The organism is Nonomuraea muscovyensis, assembly GCF_014207745.1.
Classification (GTDB): Bacteria; Actinomycetota; Actinomycetes; order Streptosporangiales; family Streptosporangiaceae; genus Nonomuraea; species Nonomuraea muscovyensis.
The window spans coordinates 1226182-1243003 of sequence record NZ_JACHJB010000002.1; the positions used below are offsets into that span (position 1 = coordinate 1226182).

Annotated in this window: 15 protein-coding genes; 3 read left to right on the forward strand and 12 right to left on the reverse strand. The window is 70.4% G+C overall.

Going from position 1 to position 16822, the window contains the following annotated elements:
- Positions 1 to 64: 64 nt before the first annotated feature.
- From FHU36_RS22345 to FHU36_RS22360, 4 genes are read right to left on the reverse strand one after another with little or no spacing between them, the layout of a single operon-like run.
- Positions 65 to 1273 carry a hypothetical protein gene (locus FHU36_RS22345; RefSeq protein WP_185085864.1) on the reverse strand — a complete coding sequence of 403 codons (1209 nt, stop codon included), beginning with the start codon at positions 1271 to 1273 and terminating at the stop codon, positions 65 to 67.
- Positions 1274 to 1280: 7 nt separating this feature from the next.
- Positions 1281 to 2552, reverse strand: coding sequence for an ABC transporter substrate-binding protein (locus FHU36_RS22350; RefSeq protein ID WP_185085865.1), 1272 nt, complete (start codon positions 2550 to 2552; stop codon positions 1281 to 1283).
- 35 nt (positions 2553 to 2587) lie between these two features.
- Complete coding sequence (locus tag FHU36_RS22355) at positions 2588 to 3412, reverse strand: carbohydrate ABC transporter permease (protein ID WP_185085866.1); 825 nt, start codon at positions 3410 to 3412, stop codon at positions 2588 to 2590.
- Positions 3412 to 4365 (reverse strand): carbohydrate ABC transporter permease, encoded by a 954-nt coding sequence (locus FHU36_RS22360; RefSeq protein ID WP_221496524.1) that lies wholly within the window; start codon positions 4363 to 4365, stop codon positions 3412 to 3414. Before FHU36_RS22360 ends, FHU36_RS22355 begins: the two co-directional genes overlap by 1 nt.
- Before the next feature lie 295 nt (positions 4366 to 4660).
- Here FHU36_RS22360 and FHU36_RS22365 point away from each other — a divergent pair, with 295 nt between their 5' ends.
- The gene (locus FHU36_RS22365) at positions 4661 to 5710 is read left to right on the forward strand and encodes a LacI family DNA-binding transcriptional regulator (RefSeq protein ID WP_185085867.1); all 1050 of its coding nucleotides are present in this window, start codon (positions 4661 to 4663) and stop codon (positions 5708 to 5710) included.
- 75 nt (positions 5711 to 5785) lie between these two features.
- Here FHU36_RS22365 and FHU36_RS22370 read toward each other — a convergent pair whose 3' ends face one another.
- Complete coding sequence (locus tag FHU36_RS22370; RefSeq protein ID WP_185085868.1) at positions 5786 to 6715, reverse strand: alpha/beta hydrolase fold domain-containing protein; 930 nt, start codon at positions 6713 to 6715, stop codon at positions 5786 to 5788.
- 83 nt (positions 6716 to 6798) lie between these two features.
- Between FHU36_RS22370 and FHU36_RS22375 the strand changes: the two genes are divergently transcribed.
- Complete coding sequence (locus FHU36_RS22375) at positions 6799 to 7326, forward strand: GNAT family N-acetyltransferase (RefSeq protein WP_185085869.1); 528 nt, start codon at positions 6799 to 6801, stop codon at positions 7324 to 7326.
- A 160-nt stretch (positions 7327 to 7486) separates the two neighbouring features.
- Positions 7487 to 9439 carry a glycoside hydrolase family 71 protein gene (locus FHU36_RS22380; protein WP_185085870.1) on the forward strand — a complete coding sequence of 651 codons (1953 nt, stop codon included), beginning with the start codon at positions 7487 to 7489 and terminating at the stop codon, positions 9437 to 9439.
- A 208-nt stretch (positions 9440 to 9647) separates the two neighbouring features.
- Here the strand turns inward: FHU36_RS22380 and FHU36_RS22385 are convergent, their stop codons facing one another.
- The 7 genes from FHU36_RS22385 to FHU36_RS22415 all read right to left on the reverse strand — a co-directional run bounded on the left by FHU36_RS22385 (position 9648) and on the right by FHU36_RS22415 (position 16733).
- Positions 9648 to 10904 carry an alpha/beta hydrolase gene (locus FHU36_RS22385; protein WP_185085871.1) on the reverse strand — a complete coding sequence of 419 codons (1257 nt, stop codon included), beginning with the start codon at positions 10902 to 10904 and terminating at the stop codon, positions 9648 to 9650.
- A complete protein-coding gene (locus FHU36_RS22390; protein WP_221496525.1) occupies positions 10901 to 11137 on the reverse strand; it encodes a hypothetical protein in 237 nt (78 codons plus the stop codon). Before FHU36_RS22390 ends, FHU36_RS22385 begins: the two co-directional genes overlap by 4 nt.
- An 11-nt stretch (positions 11138 to 11148) precedes the next feature.
- Positions 11149 to 11826: a VOC family protein gene (locus FHU36_RS22395; protein ID WP_185085873.1), complete on the reverse strand. Its 678-nt coding sequence runs from the start codon at positions 11824 to 11826 to the stop codon at positions 11149 to 11151.
- A 29-nt stretch (positions 11827 to 11855) separates the two neighbouring features.
- Positions 11856 to 12611: a maleate cis-trans isomerase family protein gene (locus FHU36_RS22400; protein WP_312891739.1), complete on the reverse strand. Its 756-nt coding sequence runs from the start codon at positions 12609 to 12611 to the stop codon at positions 11856 to 11858.
- A gap of 128 nt (positions 12612 to 12739) precedes the next feature.
- Entirely contained in the window at positions 12740 to 13432 is a 693-nt protein-coding gene (locus tag FHU36_RS22405; protein ID WP_185085875.1) for a TetR/AcrR family transcriptional regulator, read from the reverse strand.
- Between the two features lie 44 nt (positions 13433 to 13476).
- Positions 13477 to 15015 (reverse strand): FAD-dependent monooxygenase, encoded by a 1539-nt coding sequence (locus tag FHU36_RS22410; RefSeq protein WP_185085876.1) that lies wholly within the window; start codon positions 15013 to 15015, stop codon positions 13477 to 13479.
- The gene (locus FHU36_RS22415) at positions 15012 to 16733 is read right to left on the reverse strand and encodes a (2,3-dihydroxybenzoyl)adenylate synthase (RefSeq protein ID WP_221496526.1); all 1722 of its coding nucleotides are present in this window, start codon (positions 16731 to 16733) and stop codon (positions 15012 to 15014) included. The genes FHU36_RS22410 and FHU36_RS22415 overlap by 4 nt, the downstream gene beginning before the upstream one ends.
- Positions 16734 to 16822: the final 89 nt, after the last annotated feature.

Genomic DNA, 16822 nt, shown 5'->3' on the forward strand with positions numbered 1-16822 from the left:
CAAGGTGCGCGTCAGGAGGCGGCGGTCCGTTTCGAGGGGGTGTGGCCCGGCGCACCCCCGGCCGTCACGTGGTCTCCGCCTTCCGCACCACCTCGAAGGTGGCCTCCAGCTCGCCCGCGGGCACGAAGTGGCCGAAGGTGTCGTTGGCGAAGAAGGAGACCCCGGCCACCGACGCGGCGTGCGCGGCCAGCACCTCCCGCTGGTAGAGGTAGCTGCGCCGGTCGTCGAGGTAGGTGCGGTACCAGTACCACGGGTCGACGAAGTCCAGGCCGAGCAGCGGCCGGGGGCCGCCCAGCGCGGCCTTGCTCAGCAGGTTGGGCACGATCTCGGTCCGCTCGACCAGCACGGCGAACGTGCTGACCAGGATCGCGTCGAGGGTCGCGTAGGCGGTGTCGGTCATGCCCCACGCCGACCGCTCGACCTCGGCCCGCCAGTAGGTGTCCATCCAGTAGACGAGCCGCTCCCCCATGGCCTCGCGCAGCCGCAGGAAGAACCGCTCGATCGCGGCCGACCGGCCCGGGGTGAGCGGTGGCGCGTTGTCCGGATGCCAGAACCCGATCAGGCCGAACTGGTTGCCGAGCAGGACGCCGTCCAGCCCGAAGTCGGCCGCGAACGCGGCCGTCTGGGCGGCGACGAAGTCCCCGGCCGGCAGTCCGGCCGGGATGCCGCCGGGGTAGGCGGCGTACCGGCGGGTGTCGGCCGCGAGCGGCGCCGTCACGTCGATCACGCCGGGCACCAGGTGCCCGCCGGCGTCGGCCGCGCTCGCGGCCACCTCGGGGTGCCGGACCGTCTTCCACTCGCTGCGGCAGAACTCGGGCCCGGGCTCCAGGTACTCCAGCAGGCTGACCCGCAGCCCGCGCCGACGCGCCTCGGCGCGGACGGCCGCGTAGCAGCCGGCCAGCCTCTCGTAGTCCATCGGCTGCTCGGACAGGGTGAACATCGGCCCCGCCGAGTACGGGTTGGCCGAGCGCTCGCCGCCGTCGCGCACGCGGGCCAGCCAGTCGCGGTTGTGGGCCCGGGTGATGGCGGCGGGCCCGCCCGGGCCGAGGGCGAAGCAGTTGTAGCGGGCCCAGTCGAAGCGGTCGCCCCAGGCCCGGCGTCCCGCGTAGTCGAGCACGTGGTCGCCGTTGCCCGCGCAGAACACGATCGTGACCGGCCGGTCGGCGAGCCAGACGGCGTGGTGGTCGAAGAACGCCGCCACGCCCGGGGCGGGGTCGCGCAGGTCGTCGAAGATCTTGGGCGTGATCCACAGGCACGCCTCCATGCTCGTCATGACTTCCTCACTTGGTCGAGGTGAACGCCTTGTCCATGCGGCCCAGGACGCCCGGCACGTCCACCGTCCCGTTGAACAGCTCCTGGATCGAGGTCAGGTGCTCCTGCTGGACTTTCGCGTTGGGCCAGGCCTGGTCGGGGTAGAGCGTGGAGCGGTCCGCCTCGACGGCGTCCAGCACCGGCTGCTGGAGCGCGTCGGCCTTGAAGCCGGGGGCGGACAGGGCGGGGCTGCTGCCCGAGGCCGACGCGTACAGCGCCTGGCCCTCGGGCGAGGCCAGGAACGTCATGAACCGCTTGGCCAGCTCCGGGTTCCTGGCCTTGGCGTTGACGCCGTAGACGATGCCGACCGACACCGGCAGGTACGTGCCGGCGGCGTCGTCGGTGGCGGGGAACGGGGTCATCGAGAACGTGGCGCCCGAGGGCGCGTACTCGCGCGCCGACTGCACCGCCGACAGCACGTGCACCACGCCGAGCGCCTTGCCCTGGCCGAACAGTTGCATCTGCTCGTCGTAGCCGACGCCGTTGGGGCTGTCGTTGAAGCAGCCCCCGTCGCGCATCTGCAGGTACTTCTCCAGTGCCTGCTTCCAGGCGGAGCCGGCGAAGGTGGCCTTGCCGTCCTTCTGCCGCTGGGTGAAGCCGGGGTCGGGGCCGTAAACGAGGGAGGCGGTCAGCGCGTACGGCACGAGCTGGGTGACCCAGGCGGACTTCAGGCCGAGCGCGAACGGCACGACGCCCTTGGCCTTGGCGTCCTTGCAGAACCGCAGCACCTCCGGCCAGGTGGCCGGCTTGGCCAGGCCGGCGGCCTTCAGGGCCTGGTCGTTCCACACCGCGCCGATGGCGCCGATCGTCACCGGGACCGCGACGACCTTGCCGCCCGGGTCGCTGGTGACGGCCTTGAGGTCGGTGCTGAGGCCGCCCGCCCAGCCCTCGCCGGACAGGTCCATCAGCATGCCGTCCTCGCCCAGGTCGCGCACGGCCATCGTGTTGCCGCCGCCGGGCCACATGCGGAACACGTCGGGGGCGGTGCCGGAGGCGAGCTGGGTGCGGAGCTGCTGCTGGTAGGAGGCGTCGTCCTCGGTGTAGACGGTCTTGACCGTGACGCCGGGGTTGGCCTTCTGGAACGCCTCCACGGCGGCCTGGGCCGGGCCCTGACCGGCGGCGGCCAGCGTCAGCACCTGGCCGGACGAGGCGGCGGTGGTGGCGCCGCCGCCCGAGGTGGAGCAGGCGGTGGCCGCGACGGCGAGGCAGCAGAGGGTGGTGAATCGGGTGAACGACTGCATGACAGACTCCGAATCGGTGAACGGGGGGTGGAGCACTAGCCTTTGAGGCCGCCGGCGAAGCCCTTGATGATGTGCTTCTGCAGCGCGAAGTAGACGACCAGGATCGGGATGACGCTGATCACCAGGCCGGCGAAGATGAGCGGCCACTGGGAGACGTACTGGCTGACGAAGCCGTAGATCGCGACCGGGGCCGTGGTGTTGTCGCTGCCGCCGAGGTAGAGCAGCGGGGTGAAGAACTCGTTCCAGATGCCGACGGTGTTGAGGATCACCACGGTGCCGGTGACGGGCCGCAGCAGCGGGAAGACGACGGTGACGAAGGAGCGCACCGGGCCGCACCCGTCGAGCAGCGCCGCCTCCTCGTAGTCGAGCGGCAGCTCGCGCAGGAACATCGTGTAGAGGAAGACGGAGAACGGGATCTGCTGCCCGACATTGATCAGGATCACCGACCAGAGCGAGCCGAGCAGCCCGAGGTCCCGCATGGTCGCGTACAGCGGCAACAGCGCGAGCTGGCCCGGGACGAGCAGCCCGCCGATGACGAAGGAGAAGGTGTGCCGCGACCAGCCGCGGGTCACGCGGGCCAGCGGGTAGGCGGCCATCGCCGCGAAGGCGATGATCAGCACGACGCTGACGGTCGTGATCGCGAAGCTGTTGGCCAGCGCCGCGCCCAGCCTGGCCTGGTCCCAGGCCTGCGCGTAGTTGTCGAGCGTGGGCGGCCAGGCGAAGGCCAAGGTGCCGGTCTGGCTGTCCTGCGGCTTGAGCGAGACGTTGAGCAGGCCGGCGAGCGGGACGAGGAACAGCAGGGCGAGCAGGATCAGCGTCGCCTCGCGGGTGAGCGTCCGCCAGGTGTAGCGCGCGTGCATCAGGAGGTCTTCCTTTGCGTCAGGCGGAACTGGACGGCGGCCAGCACCGCGATGACCACGGTCATGACAACCGCGAGCGCGATCGAGAACGGGAAGTCTCCGAGCGAGAAGGCGCTCTTGTAGATCGCCGTGGAGATCGTCTCGGTGGCCGTGCCGGGGCCGCCGCCGGTCATGGCCATCACCTGGTCGAACTGTTTGAGCCCGCCGATCAGGCAGAGCATCACGTTGATCACGACGGCGCCGTTGAGCAGCGGCAGCACGACGCGGCGGAACTTGCTCCACGCGCCCGCCCCGTCGATCGTGGCCGCCTCGAGCACCTCTCTCGGGATCGCCTGCAGCCCCGCGAGGTAGATGACCATCGAGTAGCCGGCGAACTGCCAGACGATCTCGGCGACGATCGCGTACAGCGCCGTATCGGGGTCGCCGAGCCAGTCGTGGGCCAGGGAGTCGAGGCCGACGGCCCGCAGCGCGTCGTTGACGGCGCCGTTGGGCGAGAGCAGGAAGCTCCACACGTAGCCGGCGACAAGCGGCGTGAGGACCACGGGCGCGAAGAAGATCACGCGGAGCAGGTAGCGGCTCTTGACCATGCTGTTGACGCCGAGGGCCAGCAGCAGCCCGACGACGTTCTGGGTCACGGTCGCCGCGGCGGCCAGGATCAGGGTGTTGGCGAGGGCGTCGCGGGCGGTGCGGTCGGCGAAGACCGCGGCGTAGTTGTCCAGCCCGACCAGGGACCAGTCGGGTCGCAGCCCGTTCCAGTCGGTGAAGGAGAACAGCGCGCCGTTGGCGCTGGGGACGACGACGATGAAGACGTAGACCGCGATGGCCGGGACGACGAACCACCAGGGGGCGTGCACGCCGACCTTGCGGCGGGTCCTCCCGGCGGCGCCGGGGGGCGGCTGCGCGGTGGGTTCCCGTGCTCCGGGGGGTGTCGTGGTCGCATGCGGCAAGGCCACGGGGTGACTCCTCTCGCGGACGTCCGTCCACGCGCATCCGCCGCGGGGACACGGGCGGGGCCCGTACGGGGTGGATGGGCTCCGGGGGTGGGTGATCGCGGCCTGCAGGCGGGACCACGCCGGTCAACGACTGTGAATCGATTCACGATGTGTCGGGCAGATTACGCGCGGCCTCGAACCCGTGTCAATGGCCGCGATCCCGGCGGGACGGGCTCGGCGGCCGCGATGTGAATCCATTCACGCCTGCGCTAGGCTGTCAGGTGATCCGACCACCGGCATGGCAGCGAGGAGCCCGATGACGTCTGGACCGGCGCCCCGGCGGTCGGCGGGACCTTCCTCCGCCGCCGCCACGGTGGGCGACGTCGCGGCCCGCGCCGGGGTCTCACGGGCGACCGTCTCCTACACCTTCACTCAGCCCGACCGGGTCTCAGCCGAGCTGCGGCGGCGGGTCCTGGAGGCCGCCGACGAGCTGGGCTATGTCGGCAACGACGCGGCACGACGGCTGCGCGTCGGCCACAGCCGCGCGCTCGGGCTGCTCGTCTCCAGCATGGCCAACCCCGTCTACGCGGAGATCGCGGCCGGCGCGGAGGCGGAGGCCGCGGCGCACGGCCGCTTCATCCTGGTCGTCAACAGCGACGAGAAACCCGAGCGCGAGCGCGCCTACATCAACTTCTTCGAGTCACAGCAGGTGAGCGGCATCCTCGCCGTCCCGGTCGGCGACGTCCCCCCGGAGTTGCTGGGCCTGCGCCGGCGCGGGACGCCGTTCGTGCTCGTCGGCGTCGCGGCGGGCCCGCACAGCTACCCGGCGATCTCCGGCGACAACGAGCGCGGCGGCCACCTCGCCGCCGCCCACCTGCTCGCCCAGGGCCGGCGGCGGCTGCTCTTCGTCGGCGGCGCGCACCCCCACGTCGACCTGCGGCTGGCGGGGGCCCGGCGGGCGGTCGCCGAGTCCGTGACGCCGGCCACCCTGGAGGTCGTCCGCGTGCGCGTCCAGACCGCCAAGGTCGGCGAGGCGGTCTCGCGGACTCTCCTCGAACGACCCGACTCGCAGTTCCCCGACGGCATCGTGGCGGGCAACGACCTGCTCGCGCTGGGCCTGCTGCACGGGCTCATCGTGGCGGGGGTCCGGGTCCCGCAGGACCTCTCCCTGGTGGGCTACGACGACATAGAGTTCGCCGACTTCGCGATCGTGCCGCTCACCACCATCCGCCACCCCTCCGCGGCCCTCGGCGCCAGCGCGGTCCGCATCCTGCTCGGCATCGAGGACGAGCCCGACACGAGGGGCCGTTTCGAGCCCGAACTGGTGATCCGCTCGACCTCCCTCCCGGAAGCCGCCCGCCCGTGACGGCGGCGGACCGCGCGGGGCGGCACGACCAGCGCGGTGCGCCGCCGGCGGGCGATGCGGACACCGCCCGCGATGTCAGTCACCGGAGCGAGGCTCGGCAGCCTGCCTGAGGCAGCGGGCGATCAGCGCGTACGTCTGGCCGGCCTTGTCGGCGTCGTTCATGTCGTAGCCGTGGTCGGCCTGTGGCACGTCACGGTGCTCGACCAGCGCCCCGGCCGCCGCCAGGCGCTGCGCGTACCGGGTGCCCTCCGCGTGGAGCCGGTCGAATGCGGGGGTGATGACCAGGGCGGGCGCGATCCCGGTGAGGTCCGCGGTGTCGGCCGGGTGGGCGGGCGAGACCAGGCGGTCGGCGCGCACGCCCGGGTCCGGCACGTACGCGTTGTCGAAGACCTCGCCCATCCACGGGCGCAGCGTCGGCCTGGCGATGACCGAGCGCTTGGCGCCGGCCGGCGTCACCAGGTCCAGCGGCGGGTAGTGCAGCACCTGCAGGGCGATCGGTGGCCCGCCCCGCTCCAGCGCCTGGCGGGCCACCGCCGCGGCGAGCGCGCCGCCCGCGCTCTGGCCCCCGACCGTCAACCGGCCGCCGTCCCAGCCATGGTCCGCGCCGTGCTCGGCGACCCACCGGACCGTCTCGAACGCCTGGTGGGGCGGTGCCGGAAACGGATGCTGCGGCGCGACCGCGTAGTCGACGTTGACGACCACGACACCGGCCTCGGCGGCCAGATACCGGCACAACGGGTCGTCGAAGTGCACCCCGCGCATGACGAATCCGCCGCCGTGGAAGTTGACGTGCACCGGCGGGCACGGGTCCTGGCCGGCGGGGCGGTAGACGATCGCGCGGGCCGGCGCGATCGACGTCGGGATCGTGATCTCTTCCGTATCGCCCTGGAACTGCGGGAACATCACCTGCCTGCGCCGGCCGGCCAGGGCGGAGGCAGCCGTGGCGAGCGCCTGCATCACCCGCGCCACGGCCGCGGCGACCCACGGCGTACCCAGAACCGACATGTTCCTCCTTCGTCATGGGTCGTGCGTCATAGGTCGTGCGTCATGGGTCGTGCCCGAGCACAGGCACCACGTAGCCTTCTCGGGTGAAGGAGATCGTGACCTATGTCGAGATGACCGCGCGTAGCCAGCTCGAACCGGCCGCCCCCGTGCCTGGTCTGGTCCTGGAGCCCCTGGATCGAGACTCGCCCCTCATCCCTGACATCCTTGCCAGGATCGGCGCTTCCTATGGCTGGAAGAGCGCGAGCCGCACCGAGGAGGAGTGGGTCGTCTGGTTCGCCGAGTCCCCGGGCCGGACGTTCTGGTTGCTGTCCTTCGAGGGCGAACCGGCAGGCATGGTCTCCTACGATCTCGGTCCAGGAGGCGCGGTGGAGATGAAGACCTTCGGGCTCCTGCCGGCGTTCGTCGGCAAGGGCCTCGGGGGATCCGCGCTGACGCTCGGGCTACAGCGGGCGTGGGAGCTGGCCCCCTCGGTGACCAGGGTCTGGCTGCACACGTCGTCGTTGGATCACCCCCGCGCCCTGCCCAACTACCATCGTCGAGGTTTGCGCACCTTCAAGACCGAGGAAGGCGAGCGCGGCCGAGCAGGGGAACGCATCGAGCCAGGTGCGTGAAGCCCGCGGATGCCGCCGGACTGCGGAGCCGAAAAAACGACATCGTTTCAACTGGGCGATTCATCCGAAAGGTCAGATAAGGCGCTTGATCTTGCCCCATCCTTGGCCATGCAAGACGGCTCCGCCTCGGCCGAGCCGTACCGAAAGCCAAGGGAGCTCCATGGTCAACCGATATCGGACGACGCTGGCGGCCGTGGCGGTCCTCGCCACGCTGGGCACCGCCACCGCCGCCCCGGCGCACGCGTCCGCCGTCGCCCCCGTCAGCGTGACTTTCGCCGCCACGGACGATGTGTTCATCAGCCAGGCGGAGCCCGCCAAGAGCTTCGCCACCGCGACGTGGATGAGCGTCTGCGGCACCGGGTGCGGCAGCACCACCGGACAGCGCGTCGCCCTGACCCGCTTCAAGGTCGCCGGCATCCCGGAGGACGCCGAGGACGTCAAGGTGACGCTGGACGTCGTCTCGGCCAGGACAACGGACACCACCGTCTCCGTCCGCCCGGTGACGGGCTCCTGGACGGAGGCCGCCACCACCTGGAACACCCGGCCGGCGCTCGACGCGACGGCCATCGACTCGCACACCGGCTTCACGGCCGGCTCGACGGCCAAGCTGGACGTCTCGTCGGCCGTTGACGGCGATGGCACCTACGCCTTCGCCCTCACCGGAACCGATGCCACCACGACCGTCCTGATGTCCTCGCGCGAGACCGGGAACCGCGGGCCGAAGCTCACGGTCACCTACACCGAGGGAACCGGGGGCGGGCAGACCGACGGGCCGCTGCCCTTCACCCCGGCAGGCACGGCGGCGCTGCGGGCCTCGGCCAAGAAGGTGTTCGCGCACTACTTCACCCCGTACCCGCTCTCGCTCGACAACCAGCCGCCGGCGAGCGACTACTACGCCAGGAACTACCTCAAGCCGGAGGGCGAGAGCGGAAAGCACGCCGCGTACGGCGGGCTGCTCCGCGACCGGCCGCTGGGCCGCGACCCGATCGCGGGAGACTACGCCGTGGCGGACTTCAAGACCGAGGTGAAGCAGGCCATCGCCGCGGGCCTGGACGGTTTCACCGTCGACATCCTCTCCGTCACCAGCGCGCACTGGACGCGCGTGCAGAACCTCATCAAGGCCGCCGAAGCCGTCGACCCCGGCTTCAAGATCGTGCTCATGCCGGACACGAACGGTCTGGCCTCGGTCGACAGCTCCACCCTCGCCACCGCCATGGCCAAGCTCGCCGCGTCCAAGTCGGTCTACCGGCTCCCCGACAACCGCCTGGTCGTCGCTCCCTTCAAGGCCGAAGGCCGCACCGCCGCCTGGTGGTCCGACTGGATGAAGACCATGGAGACGCGGCACGGCATCAAGATCGCGCTGGTGCCCTGCTTCCTCGACTTCAACAAACACCGCGACGCCTTCGCCCCGATCAGCTACGGCTTCTCCAACTGGGGCAACCGCAACCCCGCCGCCAACGCCGGCCTGGGCACCAACATCGACCGCGCCCACGGCATGGGCAAGATCTGGATGCAGCCGGTGTCCGTCCAGGACGAACGGCCCAACCAGGGCATCTTCGACGAGGCCGGCAACACCGAGAACCTCCGGGCCACCTGGAAGGGCGCGATCGACGGCAAGGCGGACTGGGTCCAGCTCACCACCTGGAACGACTACTCGGAGAACACCCAGTTCGCCCCCTCCAGGAACGCGGGCTGGACCTATCTGGACATCAACGCCTACTACCTGACCTGCTACAAGCTCGGCTGCCCGAAGATCACCAACGACGCGGCGTACCTGACCCACAGGATCCAGCCGGTCGCGGCCCAGCCGACCTACCCGCAGACCAAGCTCATGAAGCTGCGCGGTGGCAGCACGGCAGCCCGCGACACCGTCGAGGTGCTCACGATGCTGACCGCGGCGGGCAGGGTGTCGGTCACGATCGGCGGCACGACGCAGAGTTACGACGCGCCCGCCGGGGTGTCCGCCAAGACGTTCCCGCTGAAGGCCGGCACCGCCTCAGCCACGGTCACCAGGAGCGCCGCCGCGGTGGCGAAGGTGGTCTCGCCGTACGCGATCACCGCGACGCCGTCCGTGCAGGACCTGCACTACCGCGCGGCATCCAGCGAACGCTGACGTGGTGCGCCGGATCCCCGGGGCAGGCGCCTCGGGGATCCGGCCGGCACTCGACCACCGGCTGGGCAGCGCATTCCCCATCGCCCAAGAGCGGCCTTCGGGGCGGGACCTTGTCCAACTCGTGGATCGACCTGTGCGTGCCCCGCCGTCAGTGCCACGAACCACCGCTCGACCAGGTTCGGCCAGGAGCTGTCGACCGAGGGTGAGGTCAGGCCGATACGACGGCCCCGGCCGGGAACCGCGCGCCGATCCAGTGGGCCATCTCCTTTCCGGCGAGTGTGGCACCAGAAGCCATGCCTTCACGCAGGGGGGCTCCGAAGTGGCGGCCCGGGACGCGGACGTGGGTGACGTCCGGGTGAGGCAGCAGTTCGGCGAACCGTGTCGCGTCAGCGGGGAAACAGGCTTGGTCTCCGGTGAGTTCGACGAGGAGGGCCGGAACGTTGACGTCGGGTGCGCAGGCGGCGAGGTCGGCGCGAGTGGCGTTGGCCGACCAGGTGGACAGCCATGCTTCGGGGGTGGTCAGCCGGCCGAAGCCCAGGACGCCATAGTTGGTCAGGTCGGGTCGCCGTCCGAACAGAGAGCCGTAGGGCCGGTCGTTGGGGTCGAGGCTGAGGTCGACCGACCGGAGGTCGGCATCTGTGCGGTGCACCACGATCACACCTCTGGCCAGTGATGCCCGGCGGTCGCGGGGGTCCCCGTGAGCCTTGAAGCGCTTCTTGGCGTCTCGGGCGTCGGTGACGCGTTCCCAGGCGGCGGCGTCGATGCGTTCGATGCGGGCCCGTTGCGCTTGACGGTAGCGCTCAACGAAGTCGGGTGGGTAGGTGGAGCTTTCCGGCGGTTCCGCGAAGCCGTTGGCCGGGTTGTACGGGTCGAGGTCGGGCGCGACGGACAGGGGGTCGGTCTCGTCGATGAGCGAGGGATCGATCATCCGCTGGAGGAGGGCGCCTTGTCCGGGGTGGGGGGCGAACATGATCAGCCCGTCGGCCGGCGGCATGGCGGCCGACGGCAGCGGGACGGGCTTGCCTCCCGGCGTGCTGTCCAGGCGTGCGGCCGGGGCGCGGCCGGCCTGCTGGAGGTAGAAGGCTGCCAGGGTGGCGCCGCCGGAGTGGCCGATCGCGACGACGTGCTCGAAGCCCAGGTCGCGAAGGAAGACGTGACCGGCGGCCATGTCGAGGAGCGCCTGCTCGTGCAGCAGGGTCAGGTCGTTGCCGAGTGAGCGCGCGCCTTGTGTCCATACGGCGAGTCCGCGGGTGAGAAGTTCGGGCACCAGGACGTGGTGGGAGAAGTCCTGCCGCGGGTGCATGAGGAAGGCGACGGTGGTGGCGCCGGGAATGACTCGGAGCAGTCCGTTGACGGTGGCGCCGTCATGGGTGGTCAGTTCGTGGGCGGTGGTGCGGCTGTCGTCCGGCAGGTGAGCGGGTGCCACGTACCGACCGGCTCCCAGCCGGTCGGCGTCGCCGGTCATCGGGCCTCCACGCGCAGTGCGTCCTTGTCGTGCTGGGTGATGACGGAGTTCTCGAGGCCCGCGACGGCGCTGTACCAGACGGCGTGGCGGCAGCCGGTGGCGCGGCGGTCGATGACGATCGGTGCGGCGGACGTGATCCGGACGTAGGGGCCGACATGGTCGAGAGCGAGACCGGCGTCCTGCTCGGCGACATCGAGGACGCCCTGGTTCTCAGGAACCTCGAGGACGTACATGCGGGGCATGATCAGATCAGCTCCCTCTGGGCCTCGCGCCAGCCCGGCTGCTCGGCCTCCCAGGCGGCGGCACGTTCGATGATCAGCTCGGCCTTGCGGGTGAGCAGCTTGTCCATCGACGGCGCCTCCCCGGCGGTGACGTCGCACAGGGCCGCGATCGTGAGCTGGGCGTCGAGGTCTTCCTGGGGGGTGACGGGCCGCAACTGCCGCGTGATCTCGAGCATGTAGCCGTTCGGGTCGTGGGTGTAGATGGACTCGATGGTCTCGTGCATCACCTGCATCTCCACGGGCCACTCCGACTCGTCGAGACGGCGCCGGTACTCCAGCAGGTCCTCCTCGTCTCCCACGTTGAGGGCAATGTGACGCGAGTTCTTGAAGAACTCCGGGGTGCCGTGGGGCAGCCTGGCCCACGCGTCGCCCGGCGCCGTCTGGTCGCCCTGCGGCGACCAGCCGAAGTAGTAGAAGAACGCCAGGCGGTCTCCGTTGCCGATGTCGAAGAAGAAGTGGATGAAGTCCGGGTGCCGTTCCGGGCCCCAGCCGGCGGCGCAGATCGAGTGCACGATGGGGAACTTCAAGACGTCGCGGTAGAACCGCACCGTCGCGTTCGGGTCGAAGGTGGGGAAGGCTGCGTGGTCGACACCGCGCACCCGGTGGACCGGCTTGGCCTGGCCGGGGCTGTTGCGGGACATGTGATCTCCTTCGGTGAGGGGGTGGGCGTTCACTGGCCGGCGAGGACGCCGTCGGCCCGCAACAGCGAACCGGCCATCGGGATCTCCGCGGTCAGCCCGAGGCTGCGCAGGATCGAGTAGGCGCCCGCGGTGGCCGCAGAGAGGACGGGGAGCCCGAACTCGTCCTCGGCGGCCTGGATGAGATCGAGCGAGGGCATCTGCACGCAGCAGGAGAGCACCAGCGCGTCGACGTCGGTCAGGTCCATGCTGCGGGCGGCCTCGAGTACCCGGTCGCCAGGGATGCACCCGACCTCGCTGTTGTCGGCAACCTCAAGTGCACGCCAGTCGGCGACCTGGATGCCTTCGGCCTCGATGTAGGCCGCGACCTGCCTGGCGAGGGGCTTCATGTAGGGCATCACCAGTGCCACGCGCTTGGCCTCGAGGGCGTCCAAGCCTTGGAGCAGGGCGCCGGCGCTGGAGAGGACCTTGGTCTCGGAGCCACCGGATCCGAGCTGCTCGGCGATACGGAACTCGGCGTCGCGGTGGTGGCCGGGGCCCATCGCCATGATCGCGACCAGGCAGGCGTAGAGCACGATGTCGACACCGGCGTCGCCGATCTCGAGGACGCAGCGCTCCCGCTGGGCGTTCATCGCGCGCAGCTGCTCGGGGGTGACGGCGTGCATCCGCATCCGGGAGGAGTGGAAGGAGAACTCGATCCCCGTCCGCCGCAGGATGCGCGGGATCTCGGTCTCGACGGTGACGTTGGTGCTCGGCACGATCAGGCCGACGCGGTGAGGTGTGGACACGATGTCTCCTCTGATGTTCAACCCAGCGTAACACCTCTGTCGAAATATCGACATATGTGTCAGAGATGGGCGTGCAAGGTCTCGGCCGGGGCTGGGGCGCAGGTGGGAAAGGGCTGGTGGGGGCCGGTTCAGCGGCGCGGGGCGAGGCGGTCGAGGAGTGTGCGGATCTCCTCGACGGTGCGGGTGGTCTCCGCCTCGGGGCCGGGGGCGCCGGGGCGGACCAGCATGTTCTGGGCGAGGTCGGTCACGGTGGCGACGGTCTCCTCGACGTCGGAGCCGCGGGAGAACCACCAGGCGACCCAGTTGCACATGCCGAGCAGCGACAACGCCGCGGTGCGCGCGTCGACAGGCCGGAACTCGCCGCGTTCGATGCCGGTTTCGATGACCGCCATGACCTCGCGCAGGATCTTGCGCTTGGCCTCTCGGTGCTCGCTGCCGACCGGTTCGGGCAGGACCGTCTCGGAGCGGTCGAGGATCCGGAACTGGTCGGGGTGTTGTGTGCGCTGGCGCACCAGGAGGGCGACGACGTCGCGGAGCTTCTGAGTGGGGGACAGGTCGGCACGCGCGGTGAGCTGCTCGAGCACGTCGGCCAGCCCCTGGCTGACCTGCTCAACCAGCATGGTGAGCAGCTCCTCCTTGCTGCTCACGTAGTTGTACAGACCCGGCCGGGAGATCCCCAGCGCCTTGGCGATGTCGAGGAGAGTGGTCGACTCGTACCCCTTCTCGGCGAACAGTGCCGTGGCCGTGTCGAGGAGCTCGGAGATGACCAGCTGCCGGCTCAGGGCACTGCGCTGTTCCTGGGGCGTGGGTGCGGGGGCCATGTCGGCAGTGTACTTAGCTGATCTCTGCTTGCCGGACGCCATGGTCATGTCGTCACCACGAAGTCGGCACGAGCCGCTGCGACCGCGGTCGCAGCGGCGGCTCGGCCACCGTCGCCCTCGAGGAACACCCCGACCAGGCGCTCACCCTTGAGGCGGAGACGTTCGCCCAGGTCGATGCGCGCGGCGACTGCCTCGGGTGTCGCCGGTCCGCTGAGCAGCACCGGGAGACTCCCGCTACCGGCCAGAGTGGCGATCAGGGCATCGGCCGATTCGCTCCACACGTCCGGCTCGGACCAGGTGACCTCGTGCACGGCGGTCGTGGCGCGCAGGCGGTCCCTGGTCACCAGCCGGGTCGGCAAGGTCAGCTCCGGTGCGGTCAGGGGGCGGGAGAGCACCCACTCGTCGAGGTCCGCCGCGCTGTCCGGGACGGCGTCCCCCAGCCAGGCCAGCGCCCGCCTGGCGCTCTCGAGTTGCTCGGCGGCGTAGTCGGTCAACGTGAGATTGCCCGACCGGGTCATGTAGGACAGGGCGAGCCGCTCCGCGGGCAGGCCGGCGCGCAGGCGATAGGTGTCCCACCACGCCTGGCTGCGATGGGCGAGCTTCTTGAAGCGTTCGACCGGTGGGCGCCGTACCGCCTCGTAGGCGGCGAAAGCCGCGGCGATCGAGGACTCGCCGGCGAGCGCTTCGGCGAGGGCGATCGCGTCCTCGAGAGCGAGCTTGGTGCCCGAGCCGAGCGTGTAGTGGGCGGTGTGAGCGGCGTCGCCGAGAAACACCACGTTGTCGGTCGACCAGCGGTCGAGCGTCAGGTTGGTGAACCGGCTCCATCGGGTCCGGTTGGTCAGCAGCCTGCGGCCGCGCAACTCGGTGGCGAACACGTCCTCGAGCAGCGCGACGCTGGCGTGGTCGGTCTCCCCGATCGGCGTTTGGATGTCGAAGGCTTGCAGGCCGGCGGAGTGCCAGGTGAGGTCGTCGACCTCGATGAGGAAGGTGCTGCGGTCATCCGCATAGGGATAGGCGTGCAGGACGAAGAGGTCTTCACCGCGCTGGGTGGCGGCGAAGAAGGCCGACTCCACCACGAAGTCGGCGCCACACCACACGAAGCGGGTCCGTCCCAGACTGGAGCGCACGCCCAGCTCGGTGGCGTACTTCTCGCGAGTGCTGCTGCGCACCCCGTCGGCGGCGATGACCACGTCGGCGTCCAACTGCGCGGCGTCGATGTCGCTCCCGCGGCGGATTTCCACGCCCGTCTCGGTGGCCGCCGTACTGAGGATCTCCAGCAGCGTGGCCCGCCCGATGGCCAGGTTGCGGGCGCCGTGCAGGGTGACGGTCGCGTCGTGACCCTTCAGGCGCAGGTCGTGGCCGGCGTAGGAGGCCGCGCGCACCTGCTCGGCCGTCGCGGGGTCGGCAACCGCCAGGTTGCGCATGGTCGACTCGGTGAGGCCCACGCCGAAGCCGAAGGTCTCCGCGGCACCGCTCAGCCGCTCATGGACGGTGACCTGGAGACCAGGATCCTTGAGCTTGAGCAGCCGCGCCGCATACAGACCGGCAGGACCGCCTCCGATGAGCTCGATCTTCCTCGTCATCGCTCCTCCCGGGCGGTCTCGACGGCGAGCTTGTGCTCGATGTCCTCGCGCAGGTGCTTCTTGGAGACCTTGCCGACATTGGTCAGCGGGAACGCATGCACGATCTCGACGCGCTCGGGGAGCTTGTACTTGGCCAACCCAAGCTTCAGCAGATGCTCCCCGAGGGTCGCGACGGTGAGGGGTTCGGCACCAGGCTCGAGGACCAGGTACGCGCACCCCTTCTCACCAAGCACCGGGTCGGGCATCGCCACCAGCGCGACGGTGCTCACATCGGGGTGCTCGCCGATCAGCTCCTCGACCTCCTCGGCATGGATCTTCTCCACGCCGCGGTTGATCACATCCTTGATGCGGCCCTCGATCGAGTAGAAGATGCCCTCCGGGGTGACGTGGCGGCGGGCCAGGTCCCCAGTGCGGTAGAAGCCGTCGCGCGTGAACGCGTTCGTGTTGTGAGCCTCGGCGCGGTAGTAGCCACGGATGGTGTACGGCCCGCGAGCGGCGAGCTCCCCGAGCTCACCCTCGGCTGCCTCGGTCTCGGTGCCGGGGGCGAGGATGCGGACTTCGTCGCCGGGAGAGATGGGCGCGCCGACGGTATGGTGCCGGACCGCTTCGGTCGCGCCGGCCGGGGTGAGCAGGAACATGCCCTCGGCCATGCCGAACATCTGCCGCACCTGAATGCCCAACTCGTCGCGGAGTCGTTCCGCGACCTCGACGGGCAGCTTCTGGCCGCCGACGACGAAGTCGCGCACGCTGCCGAGGTCCGCGTCGCGCACGTGGGGGGCTTCCAGCAGACGGATCGCGAGGGCCGGGGGCATCAGGGGCAGCACATCGGGGCGATACTGCTCGATGAACGCCAGCAGATCGGGGATGGCGGCCGTGGGCGCCAGGATCACGCAGGCGCCGGCGAGGACGGCCGGCTGGATGACCAGGGAGATGCCGGCGTTGTGCACGATCGGGAGCGGGTAGAGCATCCGCGTCCGCGGTGAGTACTGCATCGCCTGGGCCCAGGCCAGGGAATTGTAGGCGTACTCCTCGTGCAGCCGGGGTGCCACCTTCGGCAACCCGGTCGTGCCACCGGAGAGCTGGAAGACCGCGATGCTCCCCGGGTCGACTTCCAGGTACGGCAACGGCGCGTCGCTGCGTCCCGCGGCGAGCACCTCCTCGTAGCCGGTCGCGCCCTCGAAGGCCGCTGAGCGGGCGATCACCACCTTGTCGACCGACGCCTGGGCGAGCAGCTCCTGCGCCTGCCTCAGCAGCTGGCCGTTGCCGAAGTCACCCTGGGTGAACAGGACGCGCGCCCCGGTGTGCTGGGCCAGCAGGCCGATCTCCCGAGTCCCGTGCTGCGGCAGGGTGCAGACCGGCCGCACACCGGCAAGCAGGCACCCGAGGTAGGTGACCACGGTCTCGGCGACGTTGCCCATCTGGAACATCGCCGCCTCACCCGGCCGCACACCCAGGGTCGCCCTGAGCCCACGGGCAAAGGCCCGCGCGTTGTCGAACAGCTGCCGGTAGGTCCAGGAGACCTCAGGGGTGATCAGGGCCTGGCGGTCGGCATGGAGGTCCGCCGCGCGCTCAAGCTCGAGAGGCAGGGTCCGACCCGACCACCAGCCCTTCCTCCGGTAGCGCTCGGCACTCTCGTCGTCATAGGGCACGTGGCCATCTTCGGGCGGCGCAGCCGCCGCAGAACTGACTGACATATGAGTCACGATAACGACTAGCACGATTTTTAGGCAACGGATACGTCAGAATCTTGACACTTGTGTCATACCCCCCGGAGGATGTGGCCCATGCCACACCCCCCGTCTCACGC

Excerpts from the sequence above, each read along its gene's own strand:
- FHU36_RS22345 (WP_185085864.1), bottom strand. The coding sequence starts at position 1,273 with ATGACGAGCATGGAGGCGTGCCTGTGGATCACGCCCAAGATCTTCGAC.
- FHU36_RS22350 (WP_185085865.1), bottom strand. The coding sequence starts at position 2,552 with ATGCAGTCGTTCACCCGATTCACCACCCTCTGCTGCCTCGCCGTCGCG.
- FHU36_RS22355 (WP_185085866.1), bottom strand. The coding sequence starts at position 3,412 with ATGCACGCGCGCTACACCTGGCGGACGCTCACCCGCGAGGCGACGCTG.
- FHU36_RS22365 (WP_185085867.1), top strand. The coding sequence starts at position 4,661 with ATGACGTCTGGACCGGCGCCCCGGCGGTCGGCGGGACCTTCCTCCGCC.
- FHU36_RS22370 (WP_185085868.1), bottom strand. The coding sequence starts at position 6,715 with ATGTCGGTTCTGGGTACGCCGTGGGTCGCCGCGGCCGTGGCGCGGGTG.
- FHU36_RS22380 (WP_185085870.1), top strand. The coding sequence starts at position 7,487 with ATGGTCAACCGATATCGGACGACGCTGGCGGCCGTGGCGGTCCTCGCC.
- FHU36_RS22385 (WP_185085871.1), bottom strand. The coding sequence starts at position 10,904 with ATGACCGGCGACGCCGACCGGCTGGGAGCCGGTCGGTACGTGGCACCC.
- FHU36_RS22390 (WP_221496525.1), bottom strand. The coding sequence starts at position 11,137 with ATGTACGTCCTCGAGGTTCCTGAGAACCAGGGCGTCCTCGATGTCGCC.
- FHU36_RS22395 (WP_185085873.1), bottom strand. The coding sequence starts at position 11,826 with ATGTCCCGCAACAGCCCCGGCCAGGCCAAGCCGGTCCACCGGGTGCGC.
- FHU36_RS22405 (WP_185085875.1), bottom strand. The coding sequence starts at position 13,432 with ATGGCCCCCGCACCCACGCCCCAGGAACAGCGCAGTGCCCTGAGCCGG.
- FHU36_RS22410 (WP_185085876.1), bottom strand. The coding sequence starts at position 15,015 with ATGACGAGGAAGATCGAGCTCATCGGAGGCGGTCCTGCCGGTCTGTAT.